Origin of the sequence: Paenibacillus sp. GM2 (genome assembly GCF_900069005.2) — a bacterium.
Taxonomy (GTDB): domain Bacteria; phylum Bacillota; class Bacilli; order Paenibacillales; family Paenibacillaceae; genus Fontibacillus.
Genome location: NZ_LN831276.1, coordinates 114,519 through 140,410, shown reverse-complemented (window position 1 = coordinate 140,410; position 25,892 = coordinate 114,519). Strand labels below are relative to the sequence as shown.

The window sequence follows — 25,892 nt, the reverse complement described above, 5'->3', positions numbered from 1 at the left end:
GGTCATATGAAGAAGGTTAAAGTTGCATTGGTCGGAGCCGGGTTGCGCGGAGTTAACTATTTGGAATATGCCGTTCAGCATCCGCATGAGCTTGAGGTCGTGGCTGTGGCGGAGCCCGTACGGGAACGCAGAGAGGCTTTTCAGGCGAGACACGGAATTCAAAATGAGCTGTGTTTCGAACACTGGGATGAGTTGTTCGCGAAGCCCAAGCTGGCCGATGCGGTACTGATCTGCACCCAGGATAAGCAGCATTTTGAACCGACGATGAAGGCGCTGGAATTGGGCTATCATGTTCTGCTGGAGAAGCCGATGTCGCCCGATCCTGAAGAATGTTTGCGAATGGGGGAAATGGCGGCCAAGTCGGGACTTGTCTTCTCCATCTGCCATGTGCTGAGATATGCGCCATTTTTCTCGACGCTGAAGCAGCTGCTGAATCGTGGAGAGATTGGGCAATTGATGGCGATTCAGCATAATGAGAATGTCGGCTATTGGCATCAGGCGCATAGCTTCGTACGCGGCAATTGGCGCTGCAAGGAAGAGTCCAGTCCGATGATCCTGGCCAAGTCCTGCCATGACCTTGATATCCTGCTCTGGTTGGCCGGAGCCGATTGCACCCAGGTTGCTTCCTTCGGCTCGCTTAGCCACTTCAAGGCGTCGGAGGCACCGGAAGGCGCCCCGCTTCGTTGTCTGGACGGCTGTCCGGTAGCGGATCAATGCTTGTATTATGCGCCAAACCTGTATTTAACGGATAATACCGACTGGCCAACCTCGGCCATCAGCAATGATATGAGCTATGAGGCTCGTTATCAGGCGCTTCAGGAAGGGCCGTATGGCCGCTGTGTATATCATTGCGACAATGATGTGGTCGATCATCAGGTCGTCAACCTGGAATTTGCCAACCATGTTACTGCTGCTTTCACCATGAGTGCATTTACACGGGATATTAGCCGCACGATCAAGCTGATGGGAACGACCGGAGAAATTCGCGGTGCCATGGAGAAAAATGAGATCGAAGTGATCCATTTTAGCGGCAAGGTGGAGCGGATCAGCTTCGAGGAGATGGGCGGCCACGTTGGACATGGCGGCGGCGATATGAAGCTGGTGAAGGATTTTCTGAACCTGGTCAGGGCTGACGGCAAAAGCCAGGGGTTGACCTCAGCGAATCATTCCGTTCAGAGCCACCTGATGGCCTTTGCGGCCGAAGAGTCCCGCGTCCAGGGCAGAACAATTCGTATGCAGGAATTCGCCGATAGCTTTAGCGTACAGGAGCCTATGAATTAGTGCTCGGATGAGTGAATGGGGTGCCACTGGCTATTGGATCTGCCGTTAGAGCGTATACGGGTGGTGGGGAATCTGCCGTAGGAGTGCATGCGAGTTACCGCTGCGCCGACAGGTTAGCCGGATGCGGCGCCTCTGCGTTGGCAGGTCTATTGGATGTGCATACGTTGACCCCAGAGATGGCGAATCGTTCAGATGGTTGCAAGCGAGGGTCCACAGTGCCGGCGGAGAAACTATCAGTTCTAACGGAAATCAGGTGCGTTATTATGGCTAAAAAGCGACTTTTAAAAATTTAACGGAAATGAGCGCCCCTATTATGATGAATTGCAGCGAAATGGTGCGGTAAGCCAGCTAATAGCGGAACAGATTTCCGTTACATTTTCAACAGGGTTGAAATTTTTAAAATAGCGGCTGTGGTTTCCGTTAGGAGTCTTATGGGCCGAAAATCTTTCTTTGGAGGGAATTATGTCTACTTTTCATTACTCGGGCTCTTCGTTCTATTTCAATAATGAGCCGATTCAGATGATCTCCGGGGCGATTCATCACTTCCGAGTCGTGCCGGAATATTGGGAGGATCGGCTGCTTAAGCTGAAGGCCTGCGGCTTTAATACGGTGGAGACGTATGTGGCCTGGAATATCCATGAGCCGCAGAAAGGGCAATTCAACTTCGAGGGGCTCGCGGACATTGTACGCTTTATTGAGATAGCAGGGAAGATTGGCCTGCATGTCATCGTAAGGCCATCTCCTTATATATGTGCGGAATGGGAGTTCGGCGGTATGCCAGCCTGGCTGCTGGCGGAACCGGATATGCGGCTGCGCTGCTATCATAAGCCGTTCCTGGAGCATGTCGATGCTTATTATGATGTATTGCTGCCTATGCTCAGACCTCTGCTCTGCACGCAGGGCGGGCCTATTATCGCGATGCAGATCGAGAATGAATACGGAAGCTACGGCAATGATAAGCTTTATTTGAACTATCTGAAGGATGCAATGATCAAGCGCGGCATTGATGTGCTGCTGTTCACCTCGGATGGACCGGAGGATTATATGCTGCAGGGCGGCATGGTTGACGGTGTGCTGGCGACGGTGAATTTCGGGTCTCGCCCTGCTGAGGCTTTCGCCAAGCTGCGCAAGTACCAGCCGGATGCACCGGTCATGTGCATGGAGTTCTGGAATGGCTGGTTTGACCATTGGCGGGAAGGGCATCACACCCGTTCGGCCCAGGATGTGGCTGAGGTTCTGGATGAGATGCTAAGCATGGGCGCATCGGTCAATTTCTATATGTTCCATGGAGGTACGAACTTCGGCTTCTATAACGGGGCGAATGGACATACAGAGGACAGCTATGAGCCTACGATTACAAGCTATGACTATGATGTTCTACTGGATGAGAGTGGTGAGCCGACGAATAAGTATTATGCTGTCCGCGATGTGATTGCCAAGCATCGGAAGCTTGACGATATCGAGCTGCCGCGACCTGTGGCGAAGCAGGCTTACGGTGAAGTAGTGATGACGGGGCAGGCTCCACTATCGCTGAATATATCGCGAATTTCCCAGCCTATCCAATCCGCTTATCCTTTACCGATGGAGGAGCTGGGACAGGATTACGGCTTCATTCAATACAGTACATTCCTCTCGGGTCCTAGACCGAAGCAGCCGCTGTACATTCAGGATTTGCATGACCGGGCACTGGTGTTTCTGGACGGACAAATTCTGGGTACATTGGATCGCAGCCAGGCCGGAGCCATCATTGAGTTCGAAGTGCCGGAAGGCGGAGCACACCTTAGCATACTCGTGGAGAATATGGGGCGGGTAAATTATGGGCCCTATATTAAGGATCTCAAGGGAGTTACAGAGGGAGTGCGGCATGGCATGCAGTTCCTGTCGGATTGGACGATTCATCCGCTGCCGCTAAGCGAACTATCCGGTCTCTTGTTCGAATCGCTATCTGGTCATATGGAACCTTCCTTCTACCGCGGGGAATTTACGGTGAACGACGTTGCCGATACATTCCTCAATCTGGATGGCTGGATCAAGGGCGTCGTGTTCGTGAACGGCTTTAATCTGGGGCGTTATTGGAATGTCGGACCGCAGAGAACGCTGTACGTACCTGGGCCGCTGCTTCAAGAGGGAAGCAATGAGATTATTATTTTTGAATTGCATGGCGCTGCAGCACCGAGGATTCGTTTCGTCGATAAGTCGGATTTAGGGTAAAGATGAGGAAAAATACACATAGTTTGTTATAAGCTACATGAACCTGTTGAGTTTGCATACTCGGCAGGTTCTTTTTTACTTTAAACCAGGCCATGGTCATGACCATCCGTCGCTATTTCAAGTTCATAGATTAGTAGGAAGGCAGGATATAAATTCCTTTCCACGAATTAGGTTTAAGAAGGCATTATTTATTTTACTTTGTGAATGGTTTAGGAGATTAATATGACAGCATATAAAAGAATTCTAATAATTGAAGATGAACAGGATCTCGCACGAATTGTTAAGGACTACATCAGCAAGCAGGGCTATGAGACGGCGGTTGTTGATCATGCCCAGGATGCGTTACAGCGCATCGAATCCTGGCAGCCAGACTTCATCATTCTCGACATCATGCTGCCTGATATGGACGGAATCGAGCTCTGTCGGCAGATTCGTGAGCGGAATAATGTCCCTATCCTCATCCTGAGTGCCAGGGGCAGTGACACGGATAAGGTGCTGGGGCTTGGCTTTGGAGCGGATGATTATATGACCAAGCCGTTCTCGCTTATTGAATTGCTAGCCAGAATCAAATCCAACTTGCGAAGGGTCGAGAGCATGATAAATCCAGCTCATACGGCACCTAAGGGCGAGGGTATTCTCCAATTTGGAGCAATCCTGATCGACAGGAAGGCCTACCGGGTGACGAAAGAGGGACAGGAGGTCTCGCTCTCCGCCAAGGAATTGGAGCTGCTGTTCTACCTGTGCAAGCACCGTAATCAGGTATTCTCCAAGACCCAGTTGCTGGACGCCGTCTGGGGATACAGTACTTATGGGGACGAGAATACCATTACCGTGTACATACGCAGATTACGCGAGAAGCTGGAGGCTGACCCTTCCAATCCGGTATATATTAAAACAGTTTGGGGAGTCGGCTATAAATTCAGCTTTGATGAATAAGACCTGGTCGAGATAGGAGAGTTCTATGTATTTACAGGCTTGGATTAAAAGATGGCTGATCGTCGCTTGGATTGGACTGCTTATGATAGCCATCTGTAGCGGAGGATTTCTCTGGAATGATCATCTTCAAGGGCAGCGTGAGGATTCCGGATATGTCATCAATCGGGCACGCCTGCAGGTGAGCGAAATTATGCATTATCTGGAGCAGCATGGACAGGAGATCGCCAACTCAGTGGAAGTTCGGGATGCATTGTTGAACATGTCCAAGGAATCGCAAGTGAGCTTCGTATATACAGGGCTTGACGGGCGGGTGCTATTTAATGCTTCTTCAGATACCGAACTCCAGCAAATCGATGTAAAAACAGGACTTCATTATGATTTGTATCAAGCCAGAATGGACCAGGATCATTTTCGCATCGCTTTTCCGGTAGTTGCCGGAGCGGCACAAGCACAAACTCAAGTTGGTAACGCCATATTCATGCTTCCGGTGGAGGACGTATTTGTTCCCAAGACGAACGGAGCTTTGTATTTACTGTTAGCTACTATTGTTGTCATTGTCATGATCCTATGTATATCGCTGCTCCTGCTAACAAGGAAGATTAAACAGGATGTTCTTATTCCCGTTCATCAATTAAAAGACTATTCGGAAGCGATTCTTAAGGGCAACTATGAGCCAAAAGCGACCTATGATGAGATGAATGAATTCGGTGAGGTTCATACGATGTTCGAGCAGATGAGGATGGAGATCCAGCATCTGAGTCGGCGCAGAGAGGAACAGGAACAAGCACAGAAAGAACTGATCACGAATATTTCCCATGACCTGAAGACACCGTTGGCCACCTTGAAGGCCTATATCGAAGCGATGCGAGAAGGGGTATGCCCGGATATGGATACCGTTATGGAATATGCCCGAGTCATGTACAGCAATACGGAGAAGATGGCCAGGCTGACCGACGATCTGCTGCTGCACGCTCTGAAGGAGCTGGGACAAATATCGGTGACGCTGAAGGAGAGGTACAGCAAGGAACTGCTGGAATCCATCCTGCAGCCGATTGCTCACTATGTACGCACAACCGGAGTTCATTTTATTGAGCCAACGGACATCCCTAATGTATTGATTCATCTGGATGGACATCGACTGGAGCAGGTGGTATCCAATCTGATTACGAATGCCTTGAAGCATACAGAACCGGGGGATACGATCAGCGTCAATACTGAGCTGGAACAGGGAAAGCTCAAGATAACGATTGCAGATACAGGACGGGGGATTCTTCCCCAGGATATGCCGTTTGTGTTCGAGCGTTACTTCCAAGGCAAGACCGATAGAGGCTCTGGCACAGAGGGGAGTGGGCTTGGACTGTCGATCTGCAAATATATTATTGAAGCGCATCATGGCACGATTTTCTTCCGAAGTATAGAGGGACAAGGAACGACGTTCTATTGCCTGATCCCATTATAGGCGGGCATGTAATATTTCATTAATATTTTGATAAGGGTCTATCAATATGCGCCTCTTACAATGAGGGTATGTTTATACTTGAGGGGGCACTTTCTTGTGAAAAAGGTAATTATTGAAGCAAAGAATCTGTGCAAGACTTATTCCACGGGCAGTGAACAATTCCATGCCATACGAAATTTGAACCTTGACATTTATGAGGGCGATTTTACGGTGATCATGGGCAACTCGGGTTCGGGAAAATCAACTCTATTGTATCTTCTCAGTGGGCTTGATTCGGTCACGGTGGGGGAGGTTTACTATTGGGGCGAGAGGATCGACGATTATTCAGAGAAGGAGCTGGCGCGGTTTAGAACAAAGCGCATCGGATATATCTATCAGAGCATTAACCTTGTACCTGATCTGACTTTCTATGAGAATATCGCTTTGCCCGGGTATATCGAGGGTCAATCCAAACAACAGGTGGATGAAAAGGTACAAAATCTGATGAAAATGATGGAAATCGATGGGCAGCAGCACAGAGTTCCGGCTCAGACCTCAGGCGGACAGCAGCAGCGGGCGGCTATCGCCCGTGCTTTGATGAATGATCCGGACGTTATTTTTGCCGATGAGCCTACGGGCAGCTTGAATTACGAGCATGGGGTTGCCGTGCTGGATATTCTGACAGAGATGAATCGCAAGGGGCAATCCGTGGTCATGGTCACTCATGATATCAAAGCGGCATGCCGCGCTGACCGACTGATTCTGATCCACGACGGCAAGATCGCTGATGTTTTGCAGCTTGGGAAGTTCGGGGCCGATCAGCTCGAGGAGCGGGAGAAGATCCTATTTGCTTGTATATCCGGAAGGGGGTAAGTACGATGTATGCGGCTTACTCTCTTTGCAGAGCGAATTTAAGGAAGAAGAAGGTCCATAACGCTTTAATCGGTCTGCTTATTTTGCTATCGACAATTCTCCTTGTAACCTCAGTAACAGTAATCCTTAATACGACCAATTTATTTACGGGTATGCATGCCAAGACACATGGTTCCCATGAGCTGCTAATTCTGGATGGAGAAGTGCATGATCCCAAGCGTGTACATCAGTGGTGGACAGAGCAGGAAGCAGTGAATACTTCCCCACTAATCCCGTTTCGAACTTTATCAGGTATATCGAGATCAGGGCATGAGCCCACAGCCGGCCTCTCGAACCTGTACTTGTATATGATGGATACCACGGCCAGACCATATGAAGTAGATGAGCTTCTATTTGCACAGGGAAAAGAGAGCTTGGTACCTGAACCGGGAAACGTCTGGCTTCCTTCCTCGATTGCTTATTTATACGATATTTCCCCAGGAGATACGCTGGAATTCTCCACGGGTGACAGTAGACTTGCCATGAAAGTAGCGGCGGTTGTTGTTGATATGCCGTTTGGCGCTCCTTTTCCAACCTCTGCACGAATCTGGATGAATCATCAGGACTATGAAGCACAATTTCAGGATACTCCAGGCAATGATCAATATATGATGGGGCTTCGCTATGAGGATTATAGCCAAAGTTCCGTTTATTGGGAGCGATGGCAGCAAGAGATGGGCACGCCTTATTTGGGGTCGAAGACAAGCTTCCAGGAGATGTCCTCTTTCTACTTGATTATGAATAAAGCGATAGGGTTCATTATGGTGTCTCTCGGTGTAATGATGATGTTCGTGGCTCTATTTACGATTGGATTTACGATATCGGATGATATTTTGTCCAACTATAAGACGATCGGTGTTATAAAAGCGTTAGGCCTGACCTCCAGAAAGCTGGTTGGCGTGTATATGATGCAGTACATCATTATCGCGGGGGTATCGGTAATTCCCGGATTTATAGCCAGCCGTTTCTTATCCGGAGTGATTGTAGATAGTGCGCTCTCGTCTTTGAAGACGAAGACCGGCGCTGTCACTCCAGGAGGGGGATGGCCGACCGTGATAACAGCGCTGCTGGTACTGACTCTGATTTTATTATGTGTACTCTACTATGCTAATAAGGCGCGTCATGTACAGCCGATGCAGGCGATCCGTTATGGGATGTCGGAGACGCAGTACAGTATGAAGACAAGAAGACTTACAAGGCCAAAAGGTTTGAGTTCGACAGGCATGCTTGGAAGAGTTCCGCTGCTGGCTGTCATCGGATCTAGAAATCTGCTGAAGAATAGAAAGGCCACACTGCTGATGCTGCTTCTGTCTATGATGATGTCGGCTGTACTGGTTCTGGGCTTCGTGCTTCTATATAGTATCAGCCATATCAAGGAGACCTCGCCATTATGGGGTTATGATTCAACCGATGTTGTAGTGCAAGTAACAAATAAATCCATCTTCTCCCGGTCTGTATTCGACCAGCAGGCGGCATCCGACCCTCGGATCGAGAATACGAATTGGATCGGGGCTGTGAACGGCGTTATGACAGCGGATCGGCCTGCGGGTGTTGAAGCGCGTTATACCGAGCCAATGAACTTCTCAATTATAGTGATCGATGGCAGTTATGACGAGATTGGGTACCGTAATTTGAGCGGGAGGAACCCGCAGAACAAGGGCGAGATTTCGATCGGGATGAATGTAGCGAAGCGGCTGAACAAAGAGATCGGGGATGTAATAGAGGTTTATATCGAAGGGCATAAGCATCTGTTGACGATCTCGGGAATCTATCAGTCAATTGCTAATATGTCCTACTCAGCAAGAATTATGGTGGATACCGTCAGAGTGAATCATCCGGATTATGAGGATCTTGACTCTGGATTCATCAATTTGCGGAAGGATGCAGAGCCGGAACAGGTTGTTCAGGACTTGAGCGCAAGGTACGGCAATTCGGCGTCGGTAACCACGCAGCAAACTTTGCTCGATGCGGTCTATAAACAAGCGGTTGGTTCATTAATTTTGCCAATGTCTATCATGGGGCTGCTATTTACCGGGGTGACGGTGATTATCGTCTATAGCTTGAGCCGCATTAACATTCGCAAAGAGAGCAAGACCTACGGAATCTATAAGACCTTAGGTCTAACCTCGGGGAAAATAAGGTTTTCGATAATGCTGGGCGTCTTGGTACTCTCAATAATTGGCGCAGTTATCGGGGCTCTTGCAGGCGCGTATATCTTACCGATGGTTCTGGGGGGTGTTCTGTCCGATTATGGTATCGCCAAGCTTCCTCTTATCCTGAACTGGTGGGGGATTATAGCCTTTATTCTCGTTACCGCCTTGGCAGCCGGATTAGGTTCCTGGGCATCTTCAAGAATAGTAGCAAGAACCTCGCCGCAAATTCTCGTGGTAGAATAAAGGAAATTTAGCTCGTGTTAGTTGCAAAATAGAAAAGAGTCTCATCATCGTGCAGGTGATCAGACTCTTATTCTGGTTGCAAGCGGGTGTGAACAATTTTGACTAATATTAAATTTTGATATATTTTGGCAAATCAGATATAGACAATAGAATTACAGTTATTTACAATAGATACAGATTCATAAGTAAACCTCAGTTTTTCTGCAGTATTTTCCTCTTATCAAGCAAGTCCGATTCCGGTTCTACACGTCCAGTTGTTGCTGTGTTCCCTCTTTAGAAGCGTCGATTTTTCCTATCCAATGAATCCAATTTTTCGCTTTCTCAGTTGTAGTTATTTGTAATATGTTTTGATCTTATAGGTTCATGTCCATCTATTTTATGGGCCTCTTTTTTGACGTGTTTTCAGGTTGATGATCCGCTTAAATAATCTATGCTGTCATGACTGCTCTATCGAAGTACAACGCGCATAGTTTATTTTCATAGAGAAAGAAGAAAGGAGGCATTTCAAGGCTTCAAGGTTTTATGGGAGATGGAGGTAGCTAGCTGAAAGATAAGGAGGAGTTTCGATGAGAAAAATGCCGCAACAGACGAGCAAGGGGATCAGACGCGGAATACCTGTCTTACTGATCATCGCACTATTTGTGGCGCTGCTGCCATCGCTAGCATTTGCTGCGGATCGGGGCGCATGGGCGCCAAATGTGGCTTACCAGGCGAATGATACTGTAACCTATGGAGGCAGTACCTATAAAGCAATTCAGCCGCATACTTCGCTTGTCGGTTGGGAACCGCCTAACGTGCCGGCATTATGGCAACTGACGCAAGGTGGAACCAGTGATACTCAGGCCCCGACCGCGCCGGGCAATTTGAATGTCTCCAACGTCACAAGCTCCAGCATCACGCTGCAATGGTCGGCCTCTACCGATAATGTAGGCGTCACAGAATATGTGATCCATCAAGGTACAGCATCGGTTGGCAGTGTCTCCGGTTCTACATTGACATTCACCCATACCGGACTTACTCCGGATACAACTTATTCTTATACAGTACAGGCCAAGGATGCCGCCGGCAATGTATCTCCTTCCAGCAATACGATTAACGTGAAGACGAATGCTGTCAGCGGTCCGGATACTCAGGCCCCTTCGACGCCTGTCAACGTTACAGTTACGGGTGTAACCTCATCGTCAGTATCGCTATCCTGGACGGCTTCTACAGATAATGTCGGCGTTACCGGATATGATGTATATCAGGGCGCCAATCTGGCGTTGTCTGTCACGGGAACAAGCGCTACGGTCTCGGGCCTCTCTGCAGCTACGGCGTATACTTTCAAGGTAGCCGCCAAGGATGCCGCCGGGAATGTATCTCCGCAAAGCACAGCGGTCAGCGCAACGACGAGCGGAGGCGGTGGCGGCGGGCAGCTGCCGAAGCACACGCTGACAGGCTATTGGCATAATTTTATTAACGGCTCTTCCAATATTAAGCTCAGCGACGTTCCAAGCCAATATGATATTATTGCACTTTCCTTCGCGGAAATGGACCCGGCGAAGCCAGGCGGAGTAACCTTTAACGTGGACGGACCGCTATCCAATGCACTGGGTGGCTACACTAATGCCGATCTGATCAATGATATTCAGGCGAAGCGCGCCCAAGGCAAGAAGATTATTCTCTCCATCGGCGGAGAGAAGGGGAATGTTAATTTGAATAACGCATCCCCTAACGTTACCAATTTCGTGGACAGTATGTACGGGCTGATTACGCAGTATGGACTTGATGGCATCGATATTGACCTCGAAAATGGCATGAATGTAACAAACCTGACGAACGCGGTACGTCAATTGCAAGCCAAAGTCGGATCAGGCTTTATTCTGACCATGGCTCCGCAAACGATTGATATGCAAAGCTCGAATACAACGTATATGCAGTTATACAACAATCTTAAAGACATCACTACCGTCATCAATGTACAATACTACAATTCCGGGTGTATGCTGGGGCGTGACGGGAAATGCTACTCTCAGGGAACGATTGATTTCCTTACGGCGCTGTCCGATTTGACGCTGCAATGGGTAGAGCCTTCCCAATTAGGAATCGGAGTGCCTGCCACTTCGGGTGCGGCTGGGGGTGGGTATGTCTCTCCAACGGTCGTCAACAATGCGCTGAAATGCCTGACGAACGGCACGGATTGCGGGACGTATAAACCGGTAGCGAAATATCCGGATTTCCGCGGTGCGATGACATGGTCGATCAACTGGGACAAGACCACGAATTATTCTTTTGCCAATACGGTTAAACCTCTCTTATTGACATTACCATAATGGTTCACAGCAGTCGGCGGCCCGCTCTTCAGTCGATGGGGGGCGGGTGGCCAACAAAGCGGGAAAGGGCTTACTTTGATTTCGCAATCACTTCCCCTATAATTGTGAAAGCGATTCATAAAAGCGTTGACAAAGGTAAAACAGGAAAGTATACTGTAACCAAGTTAAACGTTTACTCAAAATTTTTAAGTAAATAATAAGCGTTATGAATATGTAAAGAAGGTTGCGATTGTGATGGGAATATGAACCCTCCAACAATTAAGGATGTTGCCAAGGCATCAGGGGTATCGGTGGCCACAGTCTCCAGGGTGCTTCACAATCTTTCAGGCTATTCTGACAAGACGAAGCAGAAGGTTTTGAAAGCGGTTGAAGAGCTCGGCTACCAGCCTAACGCGATTGCCAGAGGTCTGATCAATAAACGGACCCAGACGATTGGTGTCCTCGTTCCCGATGTATCCAGCAGTTTCTCGTCAGAGATTCTGCACGGGATAGAGCAGGTAGCCAATGATAAGGGCTTTAGTGTCATTATGTGCAATACGGATGAAGACGGAAAACGTACGCTGAAGTACCTCCAGGTGCTTGGAGAGAAGCAGGTGGACGGCGTGATATTTACAAGCGGATCCTTGGAGGATGAGTATTACAAACTGCTCAAGCAGATGAGGGTTCCGGTCGTACTGGTGAACACGTTATCCCATAAGCATGCTATTCCTTATGTGAAGGTAGATGACCGGCAGGCTTCCTATCATGCCACAGAATATCTCATCCGCAAAGGGCATCGCGATATCGCAATGATCTGCGGGACGATTACAGATGCCATTGCTGGCGTTCCCCGTCTGGATGGTTATCGTCAGGCGCTTGAAGATAACGGTCTGGAATATATGGAATCGAGAGTGGGCTACGGAAACTTCCGCCTGGATATGGGGCGTGAAGCGATGAAGAAGCTGCTGGATGAGGCGCCGCCGTTCACCGCTTTGTTTGCTGCCAGCGATGAGATGGCGATCGGCGCGATGGGGGTAGCCTTGGAACGGGGACTTAAAGTCCCGGAGGACCTCTCGATTATCGGTTATGATGATCTGGTCTTCTCGAGAATGGTCTTTCCTCCGTTAACGACGATACACCAGCCTTTGCCGATGATGGGGCGGATGGCCTCTGAGATGCTGATTCAATTAATCGAGGGTACCGATCAGGTATCCAGCAGCATTGTTACCCATCAATTAATAGAGAGACAGACGGTTCGCCAAATGCCTTGAACAACAAGGCAAGTTTTTTTCCCAAGAAAGTAAACGTTTACTCTTTTTCTAATCTATTTCTAGTGATTATTCATAGACAGGTTACAGAGAGAGTTTATAGAAAATCGACTTGAGGGAGGTGGTTGCCGGGAAAGAGAGAACAGGACGTTTCTTCAAACTAGAAGTATACGTTTACTCGCTATTGGTTATTCTACACAGCAAAAATAAAAAGTATGGAGGGTCAGTAAGTATGAAAAAGACAATATCCTTAGTTCTTGTGAGTGCATTATTTTTGATGGCATTAGCCGGCTGCGGCAGTTCAAAAAATTCAAATGAGTCCAGTGGCAATACGTCATCGGCCAAGAAGGTAGAATTGGAATTCTTCCAAAACAAGACGGAAGCCAAGGATTCATTTGATGCTCTTATTAAGAAATTTAATGAGGCGAACCCGAATATTCATGTTCAGCAGGTGAATCCACCGGATGCTGAGACTGTCCTTAAAACCCGTGTAGCGAAGAAAGACGTTCCTGATGTTATCGGCCTCGGCGCCACTGATACTTATGCTCAATTGGCAAAGAGCGGAATCTTCGCTGATCTTACCGGAGATGCTCTACTTAACAACATTCAGCCAGCTTATCTGAATATGTTGAACAAGCTGATCGGCTCTGAAAGCGCTTATGCGATTCCGTTTACAGCTAATGCAAGCGGTGTAATCTACAACAAAGCGATCTTCTCCGAGCTTGGACTTGAAGTTCCTAAGACTTGGGATGAATTTATGAACGTGGCTCAAAAAGCGAAGGATGCCGGAAAAACTTCAATTTATCAAACGCTGAAAGATTCCTGGACAACGCTTGTTCCGTTCAACTCTCTGTCCAGTGACATTGTCGGTATCGACTTCTATGGCAAACGTGCCGAGGGAACTATCAAATTCGACAGCCCTGAATTCCGTGAAGTGGCTGAGAAGCAGTTGAAATTGCTTGATTTTGGTCAGAAGGACCTGTTCGGCAAAGGCTACAACGATGGTAATGCTGCATTTGCCAGAGGAGAAGCAGCTATGTACATTCAAGGCGTGTGGGCTATTCCTGAAATTCTCAAGGCCAATCCAAATGTAGAACTGGGCGTATTCCCATTCCCTGCAACGAACGATGAAGCGAAGAACAAAGTGATTTCCGGGGTCGATACTCTGCTGGCGATCTCCAAGAATACGAAGCATTCGGAGGAAGCCAAGAAATTCATCGACTTTATGCTGCAACCGGACAATATTCAATTCTTCATCGATCAACAAAAAGCATTCTCTGCGGTTAAGGGCGTAACCCAATCCGATCCAAGCGTAGAAGGTTTCAATGCGGCATTCGAGAGCGGTGCGATCGAGGATTTCTCCGACCACTACATTCCAAGTGCTGTGAAAGCCGATACGATTATCCAAGGCTTCCTGCAAAAGAAAGATATAGACGCTTATGTGAAGCAGTTTGATACAGAGTGGGACAAGGTGGCAAACCGTAAATAATAAGCTTGAACCTGAACCCTTAGTGAGAGGAGGAGAGTGCGCTGACCGTGCGCTCTTCTCCATTTAAAGAAGGAGGATTACGATGGCCAAAAGGAAAGCCGCGTTCTACACAATGACCATACCGGCCTTGCTCCTGTTTTTCCTATTTCATACCTTTCCAACGCTGCAAGGGATATTTTATTCATTTACGAACTATGACGGCTATAGCGACAGCTATGATTTTGTAGGCTTCAAGAACTTTGCTTCCCTGTTCACAGATAGTAATGTTCTGAACGCTTATCTATTTACTTTCAAATACGCGATCGTCGTTACTATATTTATTAATGTTATCAGCTTGCTTATTGCTCTGGGGCTGAACTCGCGCATCAAATTCCGCAATTTCTTTCGGGGCATTTACTTCCTGCCTAACGTTCTCGGCGTGTTGATTGTTGGCTATATCTTTAACTATATTTTTGCCAATGCTATCCCGATGATTGGTGAAAAACTGGGCAGTGAGTTTCTAACAACGAACATTCTCGGCAGTGAGAAGTGGGCCTGGATTGGTATCGTAATCGTTGCAGTATGGCAAGGGATTGCCTTCAATACGATTCTGTACCTGGCTGGTCTGCAGACCATTCCGCGTGATATTTACGAAGCGGCGGATATCGATGGCGCTGGGGCATGGAACAGATTCTGGTCGATGACATTCCCGATGCTGGCTTCGTTCTTTACGATCAATATGGTGCTGGCAATGAAGAACTCGCTTATGGTATTTGACCAGATCGTAGCCCTGACCGGCGGGGGTCCGGGACGCTCGACGCAATCGATCGCCATGCTGATCTATCAAGGCGGCTTCCAGGGCGGAGAATTCGCTTATCAATCGGCGAACGCAGTTATTTATTTCATTGTGATTGTAATGATTTCTGTCGTGCAGCTTAACTTTTTACAGAAGAGGGAGTTGGATGCCTAATGAAAACCAGAAACTCCACCAATTGGCTCATAACAGCCCTGATTACCCTCGGTTCGCTCGTTATTCTATTTCCGCTGTATATGACCGTATCCATTGCGCTAAAAAATCCGGAAGAGATGGCTCAATCCATCTTCGCTTTGCCGACAGGACTGCACTTCGACAACTTCACCCGGGCGATCGAAGCGACGGATTTCTTCTCGGCGTTTAAGAACAGCTTCGTCATTACGTTCTTCTCGGTGGGCTTCGTGCTCTTGACGAACTCGCTAGTGTCATATGCCGTAGCGCGTAATATGAACCATAAGTTCTTTAAGGGCTTATATTTCTACTTCATCAGCGCGATGTTCATTCCGTTCCAGATCATTATGCTGCCGGTTGTGAAGCTGACGACCGATCTGAAAATGAACAACATCCCTGGCCTAATCATTTTGTATATCGTCTATGGACTGGCCTTTAACATTTTCGTCTATGTTGGTTATATCCGTTCCATCCCGTTGGAGCTGGAGGAAGCAGCAACGGTCGATGGTGCAACAACGTACGGAACCTTCTGGCGGATTATTTTCCCGCTGCTTGCGCCGATTAATGCGACAGTCGCTATTCTGAGCTGTCTGTCCACCTGGAACGACTTCATGCTGCCGCTCATTATTTTGAGCAAACCGAAATCGTATACGCTTCCTCTGGTGCAGTATGTATTCCAAGGGCAATTCAGCACGGATTACAACCTGGCCTTTGCCTCTTACCTGCTGGCGCTGGCACCGATGGTGATCGTATATATTTTCGCACAGAAGTGGATTATTAACGGAATCACACAAGGCGCTGTAAAGTCATAAGCATCATGAATATAGATAAATAAATGGATAGGAGTTTTCATTCATGAAGAAGACATGGTGGAAGGAAAGCGTTGTATATCAGATATATCCGCGCAGTTTCCAGGACAGCAACGGGGATGGGATCGGCGATATTCCGGGGATTATTTCAAGACTGGATTATTTACAGAAGCTGGGAGTCGATGTAATCTGGTTATGTCCGGTCTATGAGTCGCCGAACGACGATAATGGCTATGATATTAGCAATTATCGGGGAATTATGGATGAGTTCGGTACGATCGAGGATTGGGAGCGACTGCTCGACGGCTTGCATAGCCGCGGAATGAAGCTGATTATGGATTTGGTAGTGAACCATACCTCGGATGAGCATGCCTGGTTTGTTGAATCTCGCAAGTCCAAGGATAATCCTTACCGCGATTATTATATTTGGCGTGACGGCAAGGACAGTAAGGAAGCCAAGGAACCGAATAACTGGTCCTCTATCTTCAGCGGTTCAGCCTGGAAGTATGATGAGGCGACAGAGCAGTATTATCTGCACCTCTTCTCCAAGAAGCAGCCGGATTTGAACTGGGAAAATGAGAAGGTACGCCGTGAAGTGTATGATTTGATGACCTGGTGGCTGGATAAAGGCATCGATGGCTTCCGGATGGATGTCATCAATATGATCAGCAAAGTCGAAGGCCTGCCGGATGGAGAAGGAGAAGGGAAGTATAAGGACGGCAGCAAATACTTCATGAACGGTCCGCGTATCCATGAATTCCTGCAGGAGATGAACAGGGAAGTACTGTCCAAATATGATGTGATGACCGTTGGCGAGACGCCGGGAGTATCGCCGGAGGAAGCGGCGCTTTATGTAGGTGAGGATCGGGGCGAGCTGAGCATGGTGTTCCAGTTCGAATCGATGGACATCGACTCGGGCCCGGGCGGCAAATGGTTTGTAACGCCGTGGAAGCTGCTCGACTTCAAGCGTATTATGAGCAAGTGGCAGACCGAACTTGAAGGGAAGGGCTGGAACAGCCTGTTCCTGAACAATCATGACCAGCCGCGAATGGTATCCCGCTTCGGCGATGACGGCAAATACCGCAAGCAATCCGCTAAAATGCTTGGTACCTTGCTTCACACGATGCAGGGCACACCGTTCATTTATCAGGGTGAAGAGCTGGGCATGACCAATGTGAAGTTCGCGACGATTGAAGAGTATCAGGATATCGAGACGCATAATATGTTCAATGAACATCGCGAAGCAGGCCGCGCGGTTGAAGAGATAATGGCCTCCATCTATAGCAAAGGCCGCGATAATGCCCGTACGCCGATGCAATGGGATGCAACAGCACATGGTGGCTTTACAACCGGGACACCTTGGCTTGTCGTTAATCCCAATTATCAAGAGATCAATGCCGGAGAGGCCATGGCTGATCCGGATTCTATTTTCCATTACTATCGTCGCCTGATTGAGCTGCGCAAGCAGCATGAAGTGATTGTCTATGGCAAATATCAGCTCCTGCTGGAGGATCATGAGCATATTTATGCATATACTCGCACTTGGGGCGATGAACGTTTGCTGGTGATCCTTAACTTCTTCGCTGATCCCGTAACCTTTGAGCTGCCTGCGTCTGTAGGTTACCAGTCTTATGAGCGGCTGATTGGCAATTATGAATGGTCTGAAGGCACACGGCTTGAACAAATGGAGCTTCGCCCATACGAGGCTCAGGTATTGAGATTAAGCTAACTCGTAAGGATCGGTTAGATTAGAGGAACGGCTTCGGCCGTTCTTTTTATTTTGCTCGAAAGGCAGGAGGCATGAATCGCATTGTTGTAGCGATTAACAGGAACGGATATAATGAGATTATTCTACAATGATGAGGTGAAGAGGATGGCAATCCATAACGTTCGAAGTAATTAGTTCTCGGGCTGGGTAATACGCGTAACAGCTATCAAGGGGGTTCTATGCCCTTTTGGTCACAACGGGACTGGAGCTTTGAACGGTGTCGGCAAATGCCATTTCTCTAGAATTAAGCCAAGGGCACCATGCTATATATGTTTGTTGGAAGAATTGTCTTGATATCGATATCAGACAGTTATTTTCCGTCTGCATATAGGAGTAGGGGGTCCTTGGCTTTTTTGATCTTATCGGAGGTAGAAGAATATGTTGAAGAAATGCCTTGCTCTTTTCAAGTGGATGATCTTGTTGTATATCGTTATGGGCTTCATGATTCAATTTCTTAACGCTTATGGCATCAGGATATTTCAAGAGCTGATCGACCAGGTAGCTGGGGTCCGTCAGCTTAACGATATATTGGGGTTCATTGTGTTGTACGGTTGCATTTTGATGGCAGTGACTCTTTTGAATTACTTCACAGAATATCCGCAGACGTATTTGTCGCACGGAATTTTTGAGAAGCTGAAGATTATGGCGTTGGAGAAGGTGTCCAGAATGGATTATGGCGCCTACCAGAATGCTGGAACCGGTCGGATGATCAAGGTGATCGAGAATGGGGCGTCTGCGGGAAAAAGCATCATTTACTCTTTTTACTTAGAGATATTCAGCAACCTGCTGCCAACCATGTTATTCAGCTTGTTATTTATCGGTCTGTATAACACACAAATTATGTTAGTTATTGCGGTGGGGTATATCGTTATATTTCTGCTGACCAACCTGCTGCTGCGCATGCTCTACAGAATCAAAGCCTCGCTGCTGGACAGTCAGGAGAAGCTGGCCAAATACTCGGTGCGCGGATTTATGGAGCTGGTCGTCTTCCGGCTCAACAAGCGCTACGACAAGGAAATCAAACGTCTTACAGCTACAGCAGGAGATATCGTCGCCAAGAACTGCCGAATCCGCATGATTCACGAAGCGTTTTTTACGATATTTGCTGTAATTGTATGTCTGCTGAAGGTTGCGATACTTGTGTATGGAGTTAAGCAGATTTTGGCCGGCAGAACGTCGATCGGCATCGTGGTCGCTTTGATCATGTTCATTGATCAGGTATACACACCGGTCGCCATCTTCAACGTCATTTATGTCGATTACAAGCTGAACCGGGTCGCTTATGAACGTCTTGAGCAATTCGTTAATGCGCCTGAGGATGCCAATTTGCTGCAGGGGATGGAAGTAGGGCCTTTGTCCGGGCGGATTGAGTTTAGAGATGTATCCTTCTCGTACGGGGATGCACGACTTCTGGATCGGGTTTCTTTTGCGATGCCGCAGGGGACATCACTGGCAATCGTCGGGCTTAGCGGCAGCGGCAAGTCAACGATCGTGAAGTTATTGCTTGGACTCCTGAAAAAGGAATCGGGCAGCATCCTCCTCGACGGAGTGGATATCGATCAGATCAAGCTGAACAGCCTGTATGATCATATATCTTACATCTCGCAGGATGCGCCGATCTTTGATGCGACGATTCGCAGCAATATCGTATTTGATCAGGAGATGTCCGACGAGCAGATATATGAATTGCTGGATACGGTGCTGCTGAAGGAAAAGGTGATGAGTCTCCCGAAGGGATTGGATACGATGGTGGGAGAACGGGGGATTAAGCTATCCGGCGGGGAACGGCAGCGTCTGGCCTTTGCCAGAATTATGGCCCAGCAGAGGGAACTGGTTATCCTCGATGAGCCTGTATCGGCCCTCGACAATATTACCGAGCAGAGGGTGATGGAATCCCTACTGAGCAGGTTCAGCCAGCATACGCTTCTTGTGATTGCTCACAGACTGGATTTTGTAAAGCATGTGGATCGAATTTTGTTAGTGAGGGATGGAGCAATTGCGGGTATGGGTACCTTTGAAGAGCTTCTTCACAGCAGCCCCTACTTTCAGGAGCTTTGGGATCAGGAGAAGAGAGCGGAGAAGGAGAGATTACAGGAAGCAGCAGCGAATCGTACTTCGATGACCAATGTTTCTGAGACGTTGACGGGGTCAGAGATGTTATAGATTAGGGTATATAAAAAGGAGCGGGCCGAGTGTTTCGGCTCGCTCTTTCTTTTTTGAATTCAGGACATTTGGCCCGGCAGTCATCCCCGTATAATCATTTTATAGGAATCGCGATTGTCTCATTGTAAGCTTTCATAAAGTGCATTCCCTTAATCAGCAAATATTCCGGCTTGTTTTTTGCATTAAATAGCAGCGTGCGTTGCTTCAGCAATGTTCCGTCGGCCTGCTTAACGAGATCCTGTCTGACCGTCGTTTGCAATGGCGTATTTTCACCCTGAGTCTCCAAGGAGACACCATCCAGCATGACATCGTCTGCTGTGGCGATGGTAACCTCAACATGGTCGGTGGTGACGGATACATCCTTAACCCATAAATTTTCTTCACCCAATTTAAATGGATCGGCACCTGCATTTTCCAGCGACAGCTTTTGATTCAAGGACTGATACCCGACAAAATGGTCCATGACGAGCTCCAAGCTTTGAAGCTGTTGCGGAAGAGCATCGTAAAGGATTTCGAAGCGGATTCTGCTGCCAAATGAAGATTGGCTTCCGCTGCCTTTGAGTGGAATTTCAATTCCGTCTGCTCTTAGCTTAATCCCATCCAGAGCGTTATGAACACGGTAGTAATTGTCCACCCGCATGGTTCCTCTGACAACCGTTTGTGTTGGCGTAGCCGTGATGGATTGGAATGTCAATGAGCCGTGGTCCACCTTGAACGTCTTATTGATCGATTGCCTTAGCTGTGTCTGCAGCGCTTGATTTGGATTGTATGCAAAAGTAATGGCTCCCGCCGACATTTGCTCGGCGGAATAAGGCATTTGCATATAATGCAGTGTTAATTTCTTGGCGAAGGGGCTTACGCTGTCGAAAGTCATCATACCCTTCATTTCGGTTTGCTGCTCATTCATAACCGATGTACCGCTTGCCGGATGGGATTTCGTCCAGAAACCGCTGATAGATTCCAGGCGGATTGGCTCATGGCTCTGATCCAGCCCCTGTGGATTAAACAAGGTATAATACATTACCAGCTGATTTGCATCCGCAATAATCCCGTTGATGGTGAAATCCGTTCCGTCCTTCAGCGTGACCTTCTCCTCTATGCTCTGTCCCATGCCTTTATCATTAAGCTGCTTCAAAGTATCTTCCATCAGCTCATCGAATCCAAATAGCTGTTTGCCGTAATAGGCAAATGCATTATAGTTCGATCCGAAGATCGCAGCGATAAGAATAAGGACAGCTGCGGCCTTCCAGACGGGGGCGATGCGCTTCGACTTTCTGGAGGGAGCTGTGGCTAAGACGGATCTTAATCGGGTATTCAGCTCCTTGGGGGGGCTCTCATTTTCAAGTCGCTGTTTCTCCTCGGCTAATTGCTCCTCGATGTTATTCATTCTGCTCACCTCCACGATATTCTCTTAGTCTTTTCAAGCCTTGGAAGATTCTTGATTTGACAGTTCCGATCGGTACCTGAGTTATATCTGCAATGGTCTGGTAATCGAGGTCATGCAAATATTTCAACTGGATTGCTTCCTTTTGCTGCTCATTGATCTGAAGCAATAAGGTTTGGATGTCTATTTGCCGTTCACTATTCAAATATGGATCGTTGGCTTCAGCGAAGTTTGTCCCGTGGGGAGATGCCCCCGGTTCTGAATGATTGCCATACTCAGACTCCCACTCATCGACCAGTACCAGCTTGTTTCGTTGGCGGAGCAGCCCTTTGCAGCTATTGACAAGAATCGTCTTGCTCCAGCTATAGAAGGCTTCTTCGTTCTTAAGCTGCTCGATCTTCTCGTACAGGATGAGAATCATATCCTCCATGGCATCCATCGCATCATGGGCATTCCCCATATAGGTTAAGGCAAGCTGATAGTATTTATTTTCCTCAGCCATGATGAGCTGTAGTAATGCTTCTTTGTTTCCCTTTTTGGCTTTCTTCACCAAACGTACTGTCTTCATGCCTTCACCTCTCTTAATATAAGAGTTATAAGGAGCGCAAAAAGTTCATTTATCTATAAATTTTGCATGCTGCCGCCCTCGAAGGGAAGGGTTATAGAATATTTGCAGCTCATCGAAGAGATATTAGTAGTATCCATAGATTACACTAAGGAGATGCGCTAAATTGAAGTTGCCGACAGGAATGTTACGGATTATAGTCAGCTTAGTTATAACGTGGACACTATGCATCGGAACGGTGGGCGCGGCTGTTGCTCCGGAATATGCCAAATGGGGCCAAATTGCGGTCAAAGAAACCCAGCAACGTTATCAAGCGGATATTATAGATTATTTGCACATAGGCCGGACCTATCTGTCCGCCGATAAGGCCGAGGAGAAATTTAAGCTGTGGATCAGAACGAAGGATGGCAGCGAGTTTGGGGTTTATGTGTACCTTCAGTTCAACCCTGCTCATGATACGGAGTATACAATCCGTTATGAAAAGGCGGGATAAATGGCAGTTGACATTTCTAGCCGTGTTGCTTAGTATTGGTGTATCGCAAAAGCTTGAATCAAGGACAAGAAGACTTATGAATGCCATATCAGAGAACGGGGTCTTAGGCTGGAAGCCCCTATGGAGGGAGTAAGAATTTACCGCCTTGTAGCTGCAATTTTGAAATCATGTTTGTAACGACGGAGTGCCGTAACGCAAGTTCTGAATGGGAGCGACGTGCGGTGCGAAAGGCTGCAGCATGAGTGTAAGGATTGCCGGGAATTCCCGTTACAGAAGTTATAAGGATTCGCTTCACAGTGCGAGTTCAAAAAGGGCCGGTTTTCAGCACGGAGAACATATTTTGTTCTACATCTGAATGTTCTGGCGGACTTTTTGAATCATCTCTAAATTAGCGAATTGAACTTGGGTGGAACCACGAGCGCGCTCGTCCCTATGCGGACAGTGCGCTTTTTTGAATTTTTTTAAGATGGGTTTCAGCAGCACTGAAGCTTATGCCTCGATAGGCGCTTTTTTCAAAACGTTTCAGTCGAATGAAGCCAGGGCATGAGGAGTGCAGTTTACTCGAAGTATACTGTGAGATACAGCATTTATGGATGATCAGCATGGGCTGAAGAAATGCTATATCGCAAGAAAGCCAACTTTTGGATCGCGGTCGCTGTTCTTTAAATGACTTCGACGGTTTTCTTATCAACAGCAGACTTTATGAACAACCTCAAAAAGCGAGGATCAAGGACAAAAGTGTTTATGGATACCATGCCAGAGAACGGGGCCTTAGGCTGGAAGCCCCTATGGAGGAAGTAAGGATTTACCGCCTTGTAGCTGCAATTTTGAAATCAGGTTTGCAACGATGGAGCGCCATAACGCGAGTTCCCAATGGGGGCGAGGGGTGCGAAGGGTTGCAGCATGAGTGTAAGGATTGCCGGGAATTCCCGTTACAGAAGACATAAGAATTCGCTTCACAGCGCGAGTTCAAAAAAGCCGGTTTTCAGCACGGAGAAACCTTCCGTTTTACATCTGAAATCCCAAGCGGACTTTTTGAACGATCTCTAATTAGCGAGTTGAATATGGGTGGAACCACGAGCGTGCTCGTCCCTATGCGGACAGCGCGCTTTTTTAGTTTTGCAAATGATCAAAAAGCGAGGATCAAGGATAAAAATGCTTATGGATACCATACCAGAGAACGGGGTCTTAGGCTGGAAGCCCCTATGGAGGAAGTAAGGATTTACCGCCTTGTAGCTGCAATTTTGAAATCATGTGTGTAACGATGAAGTGCCATAATGCAAGTTCCCAATGGGGGCGATGTACGGTGCGAAAGGTTGCAGCATGTGAGTGTAAGGATTGCCGGGAATTCCCGTTATAGAAAACATAAGGATTCGCTTTACAGTGCGAGTTCAAAAAGACCGGTTTTCAGTACGAAGGACGCATTCCGTCCTACATCTGGAATCCAAGGTGAACTTTTTGAACGGTCTCTAATTAGCGAGTTGAATATGGGTGGAACCACGAGCGCGCTCGTCCCTATGCGGACAGCGCGCTCTTTTGTTCATATAATCATAAAATTTAGGAGTGATATTACAATGTGTAGTCCAATTTCAAAGCAAGTACTGGGAAGAAGATATGCTGCCATGCTGATGGCAAGAGCCGTACAGAACAAGATTCAAGGCATCAGACTGGGGATGTTCGCGGATACTCCACAGGGCTTCTACTATGATTTTGACGCTGCCAATCCAGTGACTGAGGAGGAGGTTGCAGAGATTGAGCAGGCCATGAAACAGCTTGCCGTTCAGGATGAGCCTGCGAATTGCCGTTACTACTCCCGAATGGAGGCGATTCAGCTTTTTGAGGCGAAGGGGGAGCATTGGAAGGTAGAATGGCTCAAAGAAGGGGCGATGGAGGAGCCGATTGTTATTTTTGAACAGGGGGACTATGCGGATATTCTTCCAGGGGGTTGTGCGGCGGAGTCTGGTCATCATAATGAGGAATTAGACCCGAGTGCTGCACGGGATTTGCTTCGTTCCAAGCCGTTCTTCAAGCTCTTAAATGTATCCGGGGCCTATTGGCAAGGGGATAGCCAGAAGCCGATGCTGCAGCGCATTTATGGGGTAGCATTTGCAAGCAAGCGGGAGCTTGATGAATATTTGAAGTGGCAGGAAGAAGCTCAGAAGCGCGATCACCGCAAGCTCGGCAAGCAGCTTCAATTGTTTATGTTTGCGGATGAGGCCCCCGGGATGCCGTTTTATTTACCTAAAGGCACAGTGCTCCGCAATGAGCTGGAGGGTTTGTCACGGGAATATTTACTGAAGTACGAATATGAGGAGGTTCGTACCCCGTTTATGATGGATCGCCATATGTGGGAGCAGTCCGGGCACTGGGATCATTATCGCGACAATATGTATTTCTCCGAGCTTGATCATCATCATTTTGCCGTTAAGCCGATGAACTGCCCAGGGCATATGTTGATGTACCGGAACAGCCTGCATTCTTATAAAGATCTGCCCATTCGTTATGCCGAATTCGGTCAGGTACATCGCCATGAATTCAGCGGGGCGCTAAATGGCCTGTTTCGGGTCAGAACTTTTTGCCAGGACGATGCTCATATTTTTGCAGCGCCGGAACAGATTGAAGCGGAGATTATGCATACGATCGATCTGATTAAAGAGATCTACGGAATCTTTGGCTTCGAATATTCACTCGAGCTGTCGACTAGGCCGCTGGATTCAATGGGCAGCGATGAACAGTGGGAAGCGGCGGAAGGTGCGCTTCTGAAAGTGCTCGAAGCATCGGGGCTGAAGTACAGTTTAAATCCCGAGGATGGCGCCTTCTACGGACCGAAGATTGATTTTCATATTAAGGATGCCTTGCATCGCAGTCACCAATGCGGAACCATTCAGCTGGATTTTCAAATGCCGGAGAAATTCGGGCTATCCTATGTGGATGAGCAGAACAATAAGCAAATTCCAGTCGTTATACACCGGGCAATTTACGGATCAATCGACCGTTTCCTCGGTATATTGATTGAGCATTATGCAGGGGCTTTTCCGATTTGGCTAGCACCGGTGCAGGCGGTGGTTGTTCCCGTTGCCGAGGCTCATGCCGCATACGCCAATGAGCTGCGTGAACGCCTGATCGATGCAGGGATTCGGGCCGATGTAGACTCGCGGGAGGAGAAGCTTGGTTATAGGATCCGGGAGGCGCAAATGCAAAAAGTCCCATACATGCTGATCGTTGGTGATGCCGAGCTCGCCGCAGGAAATGTGCAGGTTCGGGCTTACGGCCAGAAGGAGCAGGAGTTATATGAGCCTTATGCCTTCATCTCCATGATGAAAGGGAAAATAAATGAGCGGGCGCAGTAACTTACCTTTCTATCCTGGCAGATCATCTGAGCGCGGTGGAGGATGAAGCCTTCCGTGTGATAAAAATCGATAATGGGGAAGTTGGCGATAGGGGGAGAGGTTGCTTAACGGGATTAGGCTTAACCCTAATAGCAACCTGAAGTAGAGGCAGAGTTGGAGGGTTAGAACCCGAAA

General features: G+C 47.9%; 16 protein-coding genes and 1 pseudogene. 15 read left to right on the top strand and 2 right to left on the bottom strand.

Features of this window, described 5'->3' with window-relative positions; all coding sequences use genetic code 11:
• The first annotated feature begins 6 nt into the window (after positions 1-6).
• The 13 genes from BN1360_RS03080 (at position 7) to BN1360_RS03020 (ending at position 19,926) form a co-directional block, all read left to right on the top strand.
• On the top strand, positions 7-1,281 hold the full coding sequence (locus BN1360_RS03080) for a Gfo/Idh/MocA family protein (protein ID WP_068778441.1): 1,275 nt from the start codon (positions 7-9) through the stop codon (positions 1,279-1,281).
• 462 nt (positions 1,282-1,743) lie between these two features.
• A complete protein-coding gene (locus BN1360_RS03075; protein WP_068778440.1) occupies positions 1,744-3,492 on the top strand; it encodes a glycoside hydrolase family 35 protein in 1,749 nt (582 codons plus the stop codon).
• A 222-nt stretch (positions 3,493-3,714) separates the two neighbouring features.
• A complete protein-coding gene (locus BN1360_RS03070; RefSeq protein WP_068778439.1) occupies positions 3,715-4,428 on the top strand; it encodes a response regulator transcription factor in 714 nt (237 codons plus the stop codon).
• A gap of 25 nt (positions 4,429-4,453) precedes the next feature.
• Positions 4,454-5,887, top strand: a complete 1,434-nt coding sequence (locus BN1360_RS03065; RefSeq protein ID WP_068778438.1) for a HAMP domain-containing sensor histidine kinase — start codon at positions 4,454-4,456, stop codon at positions 5,885-5,887.
• A 60-nt stretch (positions 5,888-5,947) separates the two neighbouring features.
• On the top strand, positions 5,948-6,739 hold the full coding sequence (locus tag BN1360_RS03060; RefSeq protein WP_068778491.1) for an ABC transporter ATP-binding protein: 792 nt from the start codon (positions 5,948-5,950) through the stop codon (positions 6,737-6,739).
• Positions 6,740-6,744: 5 nt separating this feature from the next.
• The gene (locus tag BN1360_RS03055; RefSeq protein ID WP_068778437.1) at positions 6,745-9,174 is read left to right on the top strand and encodes an ABC transporter permease; all 2,430 of its coding nucleotides are present in this window, start codon (positions 6,745-6,747) and stop codon (positions 9,172-9,174) included.
• A 566-nt stretch (positions 9,175-9,740) separates the two neighbouring features.
• On the top strand, positions 9,741-11,486 hold the full coding sequence (locus BN1360_RS03050; protein ID WP_068778436.1) for a fibronectin type III domain-containing protein: 1,746 nt from the start codon (positions 9,741-9,743) through the stop codon (positions 11,484-11,486).
• 242 nt (positions 11,487-11,728) lie between these two features.
• Entirely contained in the window at positions 11,729-12,736 is a 1,008-nt protein-coding gene (locus BN1360_RS03045; protein ID WP_068778435.1) for a LacI family DNA-binding transcriptional regulator, read from the top strand.
• A 229-nt stretch (positions 12,737-12,965) separates the two neighbouring features.
• The gene (locus BN1360_RS03040; protein WP_068778434.1) at positions 12,966-14,222 is read left to right on the top strand and encodes an ABC transporter substrate-binding protein; all 1,257 of its coding nucleotides are present in this window, start codon (positions 12,966-12,968) and stop codon (positions 14,220-14,222) included.
• An 82-nt stretch (positions 14,223-14,304) separates the two neighbouring features.
• Positions 14,305-15,171 (top strand): carbohydrate ABC transporter permease, encoded by an 867-nt coding sequence (locus BN1360_RS03035; RefSeq protein ID WP_068778433.1) that lies wholly within the window; start codon positions 14,305-14,307, stop codon positions 15,169-15,171.
• Positions 15,171-15,998 carry a carbohydrate ABC transporter permease gene (locus tag BN1360_RS03030; protein ID WP_068778432.1) on the top strand — a complete coding sequence of 276 codons (828 nt, stop codon included), beginning with the start codon at positions 15,171-15,173 and terminating at the stop codon, positions 15,996-15,998. The genes BN1360_RS03035 and BN1360_RS03030 overlap by 1 nt, the downstream gene beginning before the upstream one ends.
• A gap of 43 nt (positions 15,999-16,041) precedes the next feature.
• Entirely contained in the window at positions 16,042-17,724 is a 1,683-nt protein-coding gene (locus BN1360_RS03025; RefSeq protein WP_068778431.1) for a glycoside hydrolase family 13 protein, read from the top strand.
• A gap of 417 nt (positions 17,725-18,141) precedes the next feature.
• Positions 18,142-19,926, top strand: coding sequence for an ABC transporter ATP-binding protein (locus BN1360_RS03020; RefSeq protein ID WP_069188276.1), 1,785 nt, complete (start codon positions 18,142-18,144; stop codon positions 19,924-19,926).
• 94 nt (positions 19,927-20,020) lie between these two features.
• On the opposite strand, the gene BN1360_RS03015 is transcribed toward BN1360_RS03020, so the two are convergent.
• Both BN1360_RS03015 and BN1360_RS03010 read right to left on the bottom strand, forming a co-directional pair.
• Entirely contained in the window at positions 20,021-21,313 is a 1,293-nt protein-coding gene (locus BN1360_RS03015; RefSeq protein ID WP_068778430.1) for a DUF4179 domain-containing protein, read from the bottom strand.
• Positions 21,306-21,878: a sigma-70 family RNA polymerase sigma factor gene (locus BN1360_RS03010; protein WP_068778429.1), complete on the bottom strand. Its 573-nt coding sequence runs from the start codon at positions 21,876-21,878 to the stop codon at positions 21,306-21,308. Before BN1360_RS03010 ends, BN1360_RS03015 begins: the two co-directional genes overlap by 8 nt.
• A gap of 181 nt (positions 21,879-22,059) precedes the next feature.
• On the opposite strand from BN1360_RS03010, the gene BN1360_RS03005 reads away from it, so the two are divergent.
• The gene (locus BN1360_RS03005; RefSeq protein ID WP_068778490.1) at positions 22,060-22,368 is read left to right on the top strand and encodes a DUF3889 domain-containing protein; all 309 of its coding nucleotides are present in this window, start codon (positions 22,060-22,062) and stop codon (positions 22,366-22,368) included.
• Positions 22,369-23,948: 1,580 nt separating this feature from the next.
• A pseudogene (gene thrS, locus BN1360_RS03000) lies at positions 23,949-25,718 on the top strand (threonine--tRNA ligase); the annotation flags it as partial.
• Positions 25,719-25,892 lie beyond the last annotated feature (174 nt).

Excerpts from the sequence above, each read along its gene's own strand:
- BN1360_RS03080 (WP_068778441.1), top strand. The coding sequence starts at position 7 with ATGAAGAAGGTTAAAGTTGCATTGGTCGGAGCCGGGTTGCGCGGAGTT.
- BN1360_RS03075 (WP_068778440.1), top strand. The coding sequence starts at position 1,744 with ATGTCTACTTTTCATTACTCGGGCTCTTCGTTCTATTTCAATAATGAG.
- BN1360_RS03070 (WP_068778439.1), top strand. The coding sequence starts at position 3,715 with ATGACAGCATATAAAAGAATTCTAATAATTGAAGATGAACAGGATCTC.
- BN1360_RS03065 (WP_068778438.1), top strand. The coding sequence starts at position 4,454 with ATGTATTTACAGGCTTGGATTAAAAGATGGCTGATCGTCGCTTGGATT.
- BN1360_RS03060 (WP_068778491.1), top strand. The coding sequence starts at position 5,948 with ATGAGGGTATGTTTATACTTGAGGGGGCACTTTCTTGTGAAAAAGGTA.
- BN1360_RS03055 (WP_068778437.1), top strand. The coding sequence starts at position 6,745 with ATGTATGCGGCTTACTCTCTTTGCAGAGCGAATTTAAGGAAGAAGAAG.
- BN1360_RS03050 (WP_068778436.1), top strand. The coding sequence starts at position 9,741 with ATGAGAAAAATGCCGCAACAGACGAGCAAGGGGATCAGACGCGGAATA.
- BN1360_RS03045 (WP_068778435.1), top strand. The coding sequence starts at position 11,729 with ATGAACCCTCCAACAATTAAGGATGTTGCCAAGGCATCAGGGGTATCG.
- BN1360_RS03040 (WP_068778434.1), top strand. The coding sequence starts at position 12,966 with ATGAAAAAGACAATATCCTTAGTTCTTGTGAGTGCATTATTTTTGATG.
- BN1360_RS03035 (WP_068778433.1), top strand. The coding sequence starts at position 14,305 with ATGGCCAAAAGGAAAGCCGCGTTCTACACAATGACCATACCGGCCTTG.
- BN1360_RS03030 (WP_068778432.1), top strand. The coding sequence starts at position 15,171 with ATGAAAACCAGAAACTCCACCAATTGGCTCATAACAGCCCTGATTACC.
- BN1360_RS03025 (WP_068778431.1), top strand. The coding sequence starts at position 16,042 with ATGAAGAAGACATGGTGGAAGGAAAGCGTTGTATATCAGATATATCCG.
- BN1360_RS03020 (WP_069188276.1), top strand. The coding sequence starts at position 18,142 with ATGTTGAAGAAATGCCTTGCTCTTTTCAAGTGGATGATCTTGTTGTAT.
- BN1360_RS03015 (WP_068778430.1), bottom strand. The coding sequence starts at position 21,313 with ATGAATAACATCGAGGAGCAATTAGCCGAGGAGAAACAGCGACTTGAA.
- BN1360_RS03010 (WP_068778429.1), bottom strand. The coding sequence starts at position 21,878 with ATGAAGACAGTACGTTTGGTGAAGAAAGCCAAAAAGGGAAACAAAGAA.
- BN1360_RS03005 (WP_068778490.1), top strand. The coding sequence starts at position 22,060 with ATGTTACGGATTATAGTCAGCTTAGTTATAACGTGGACACTATGCATC.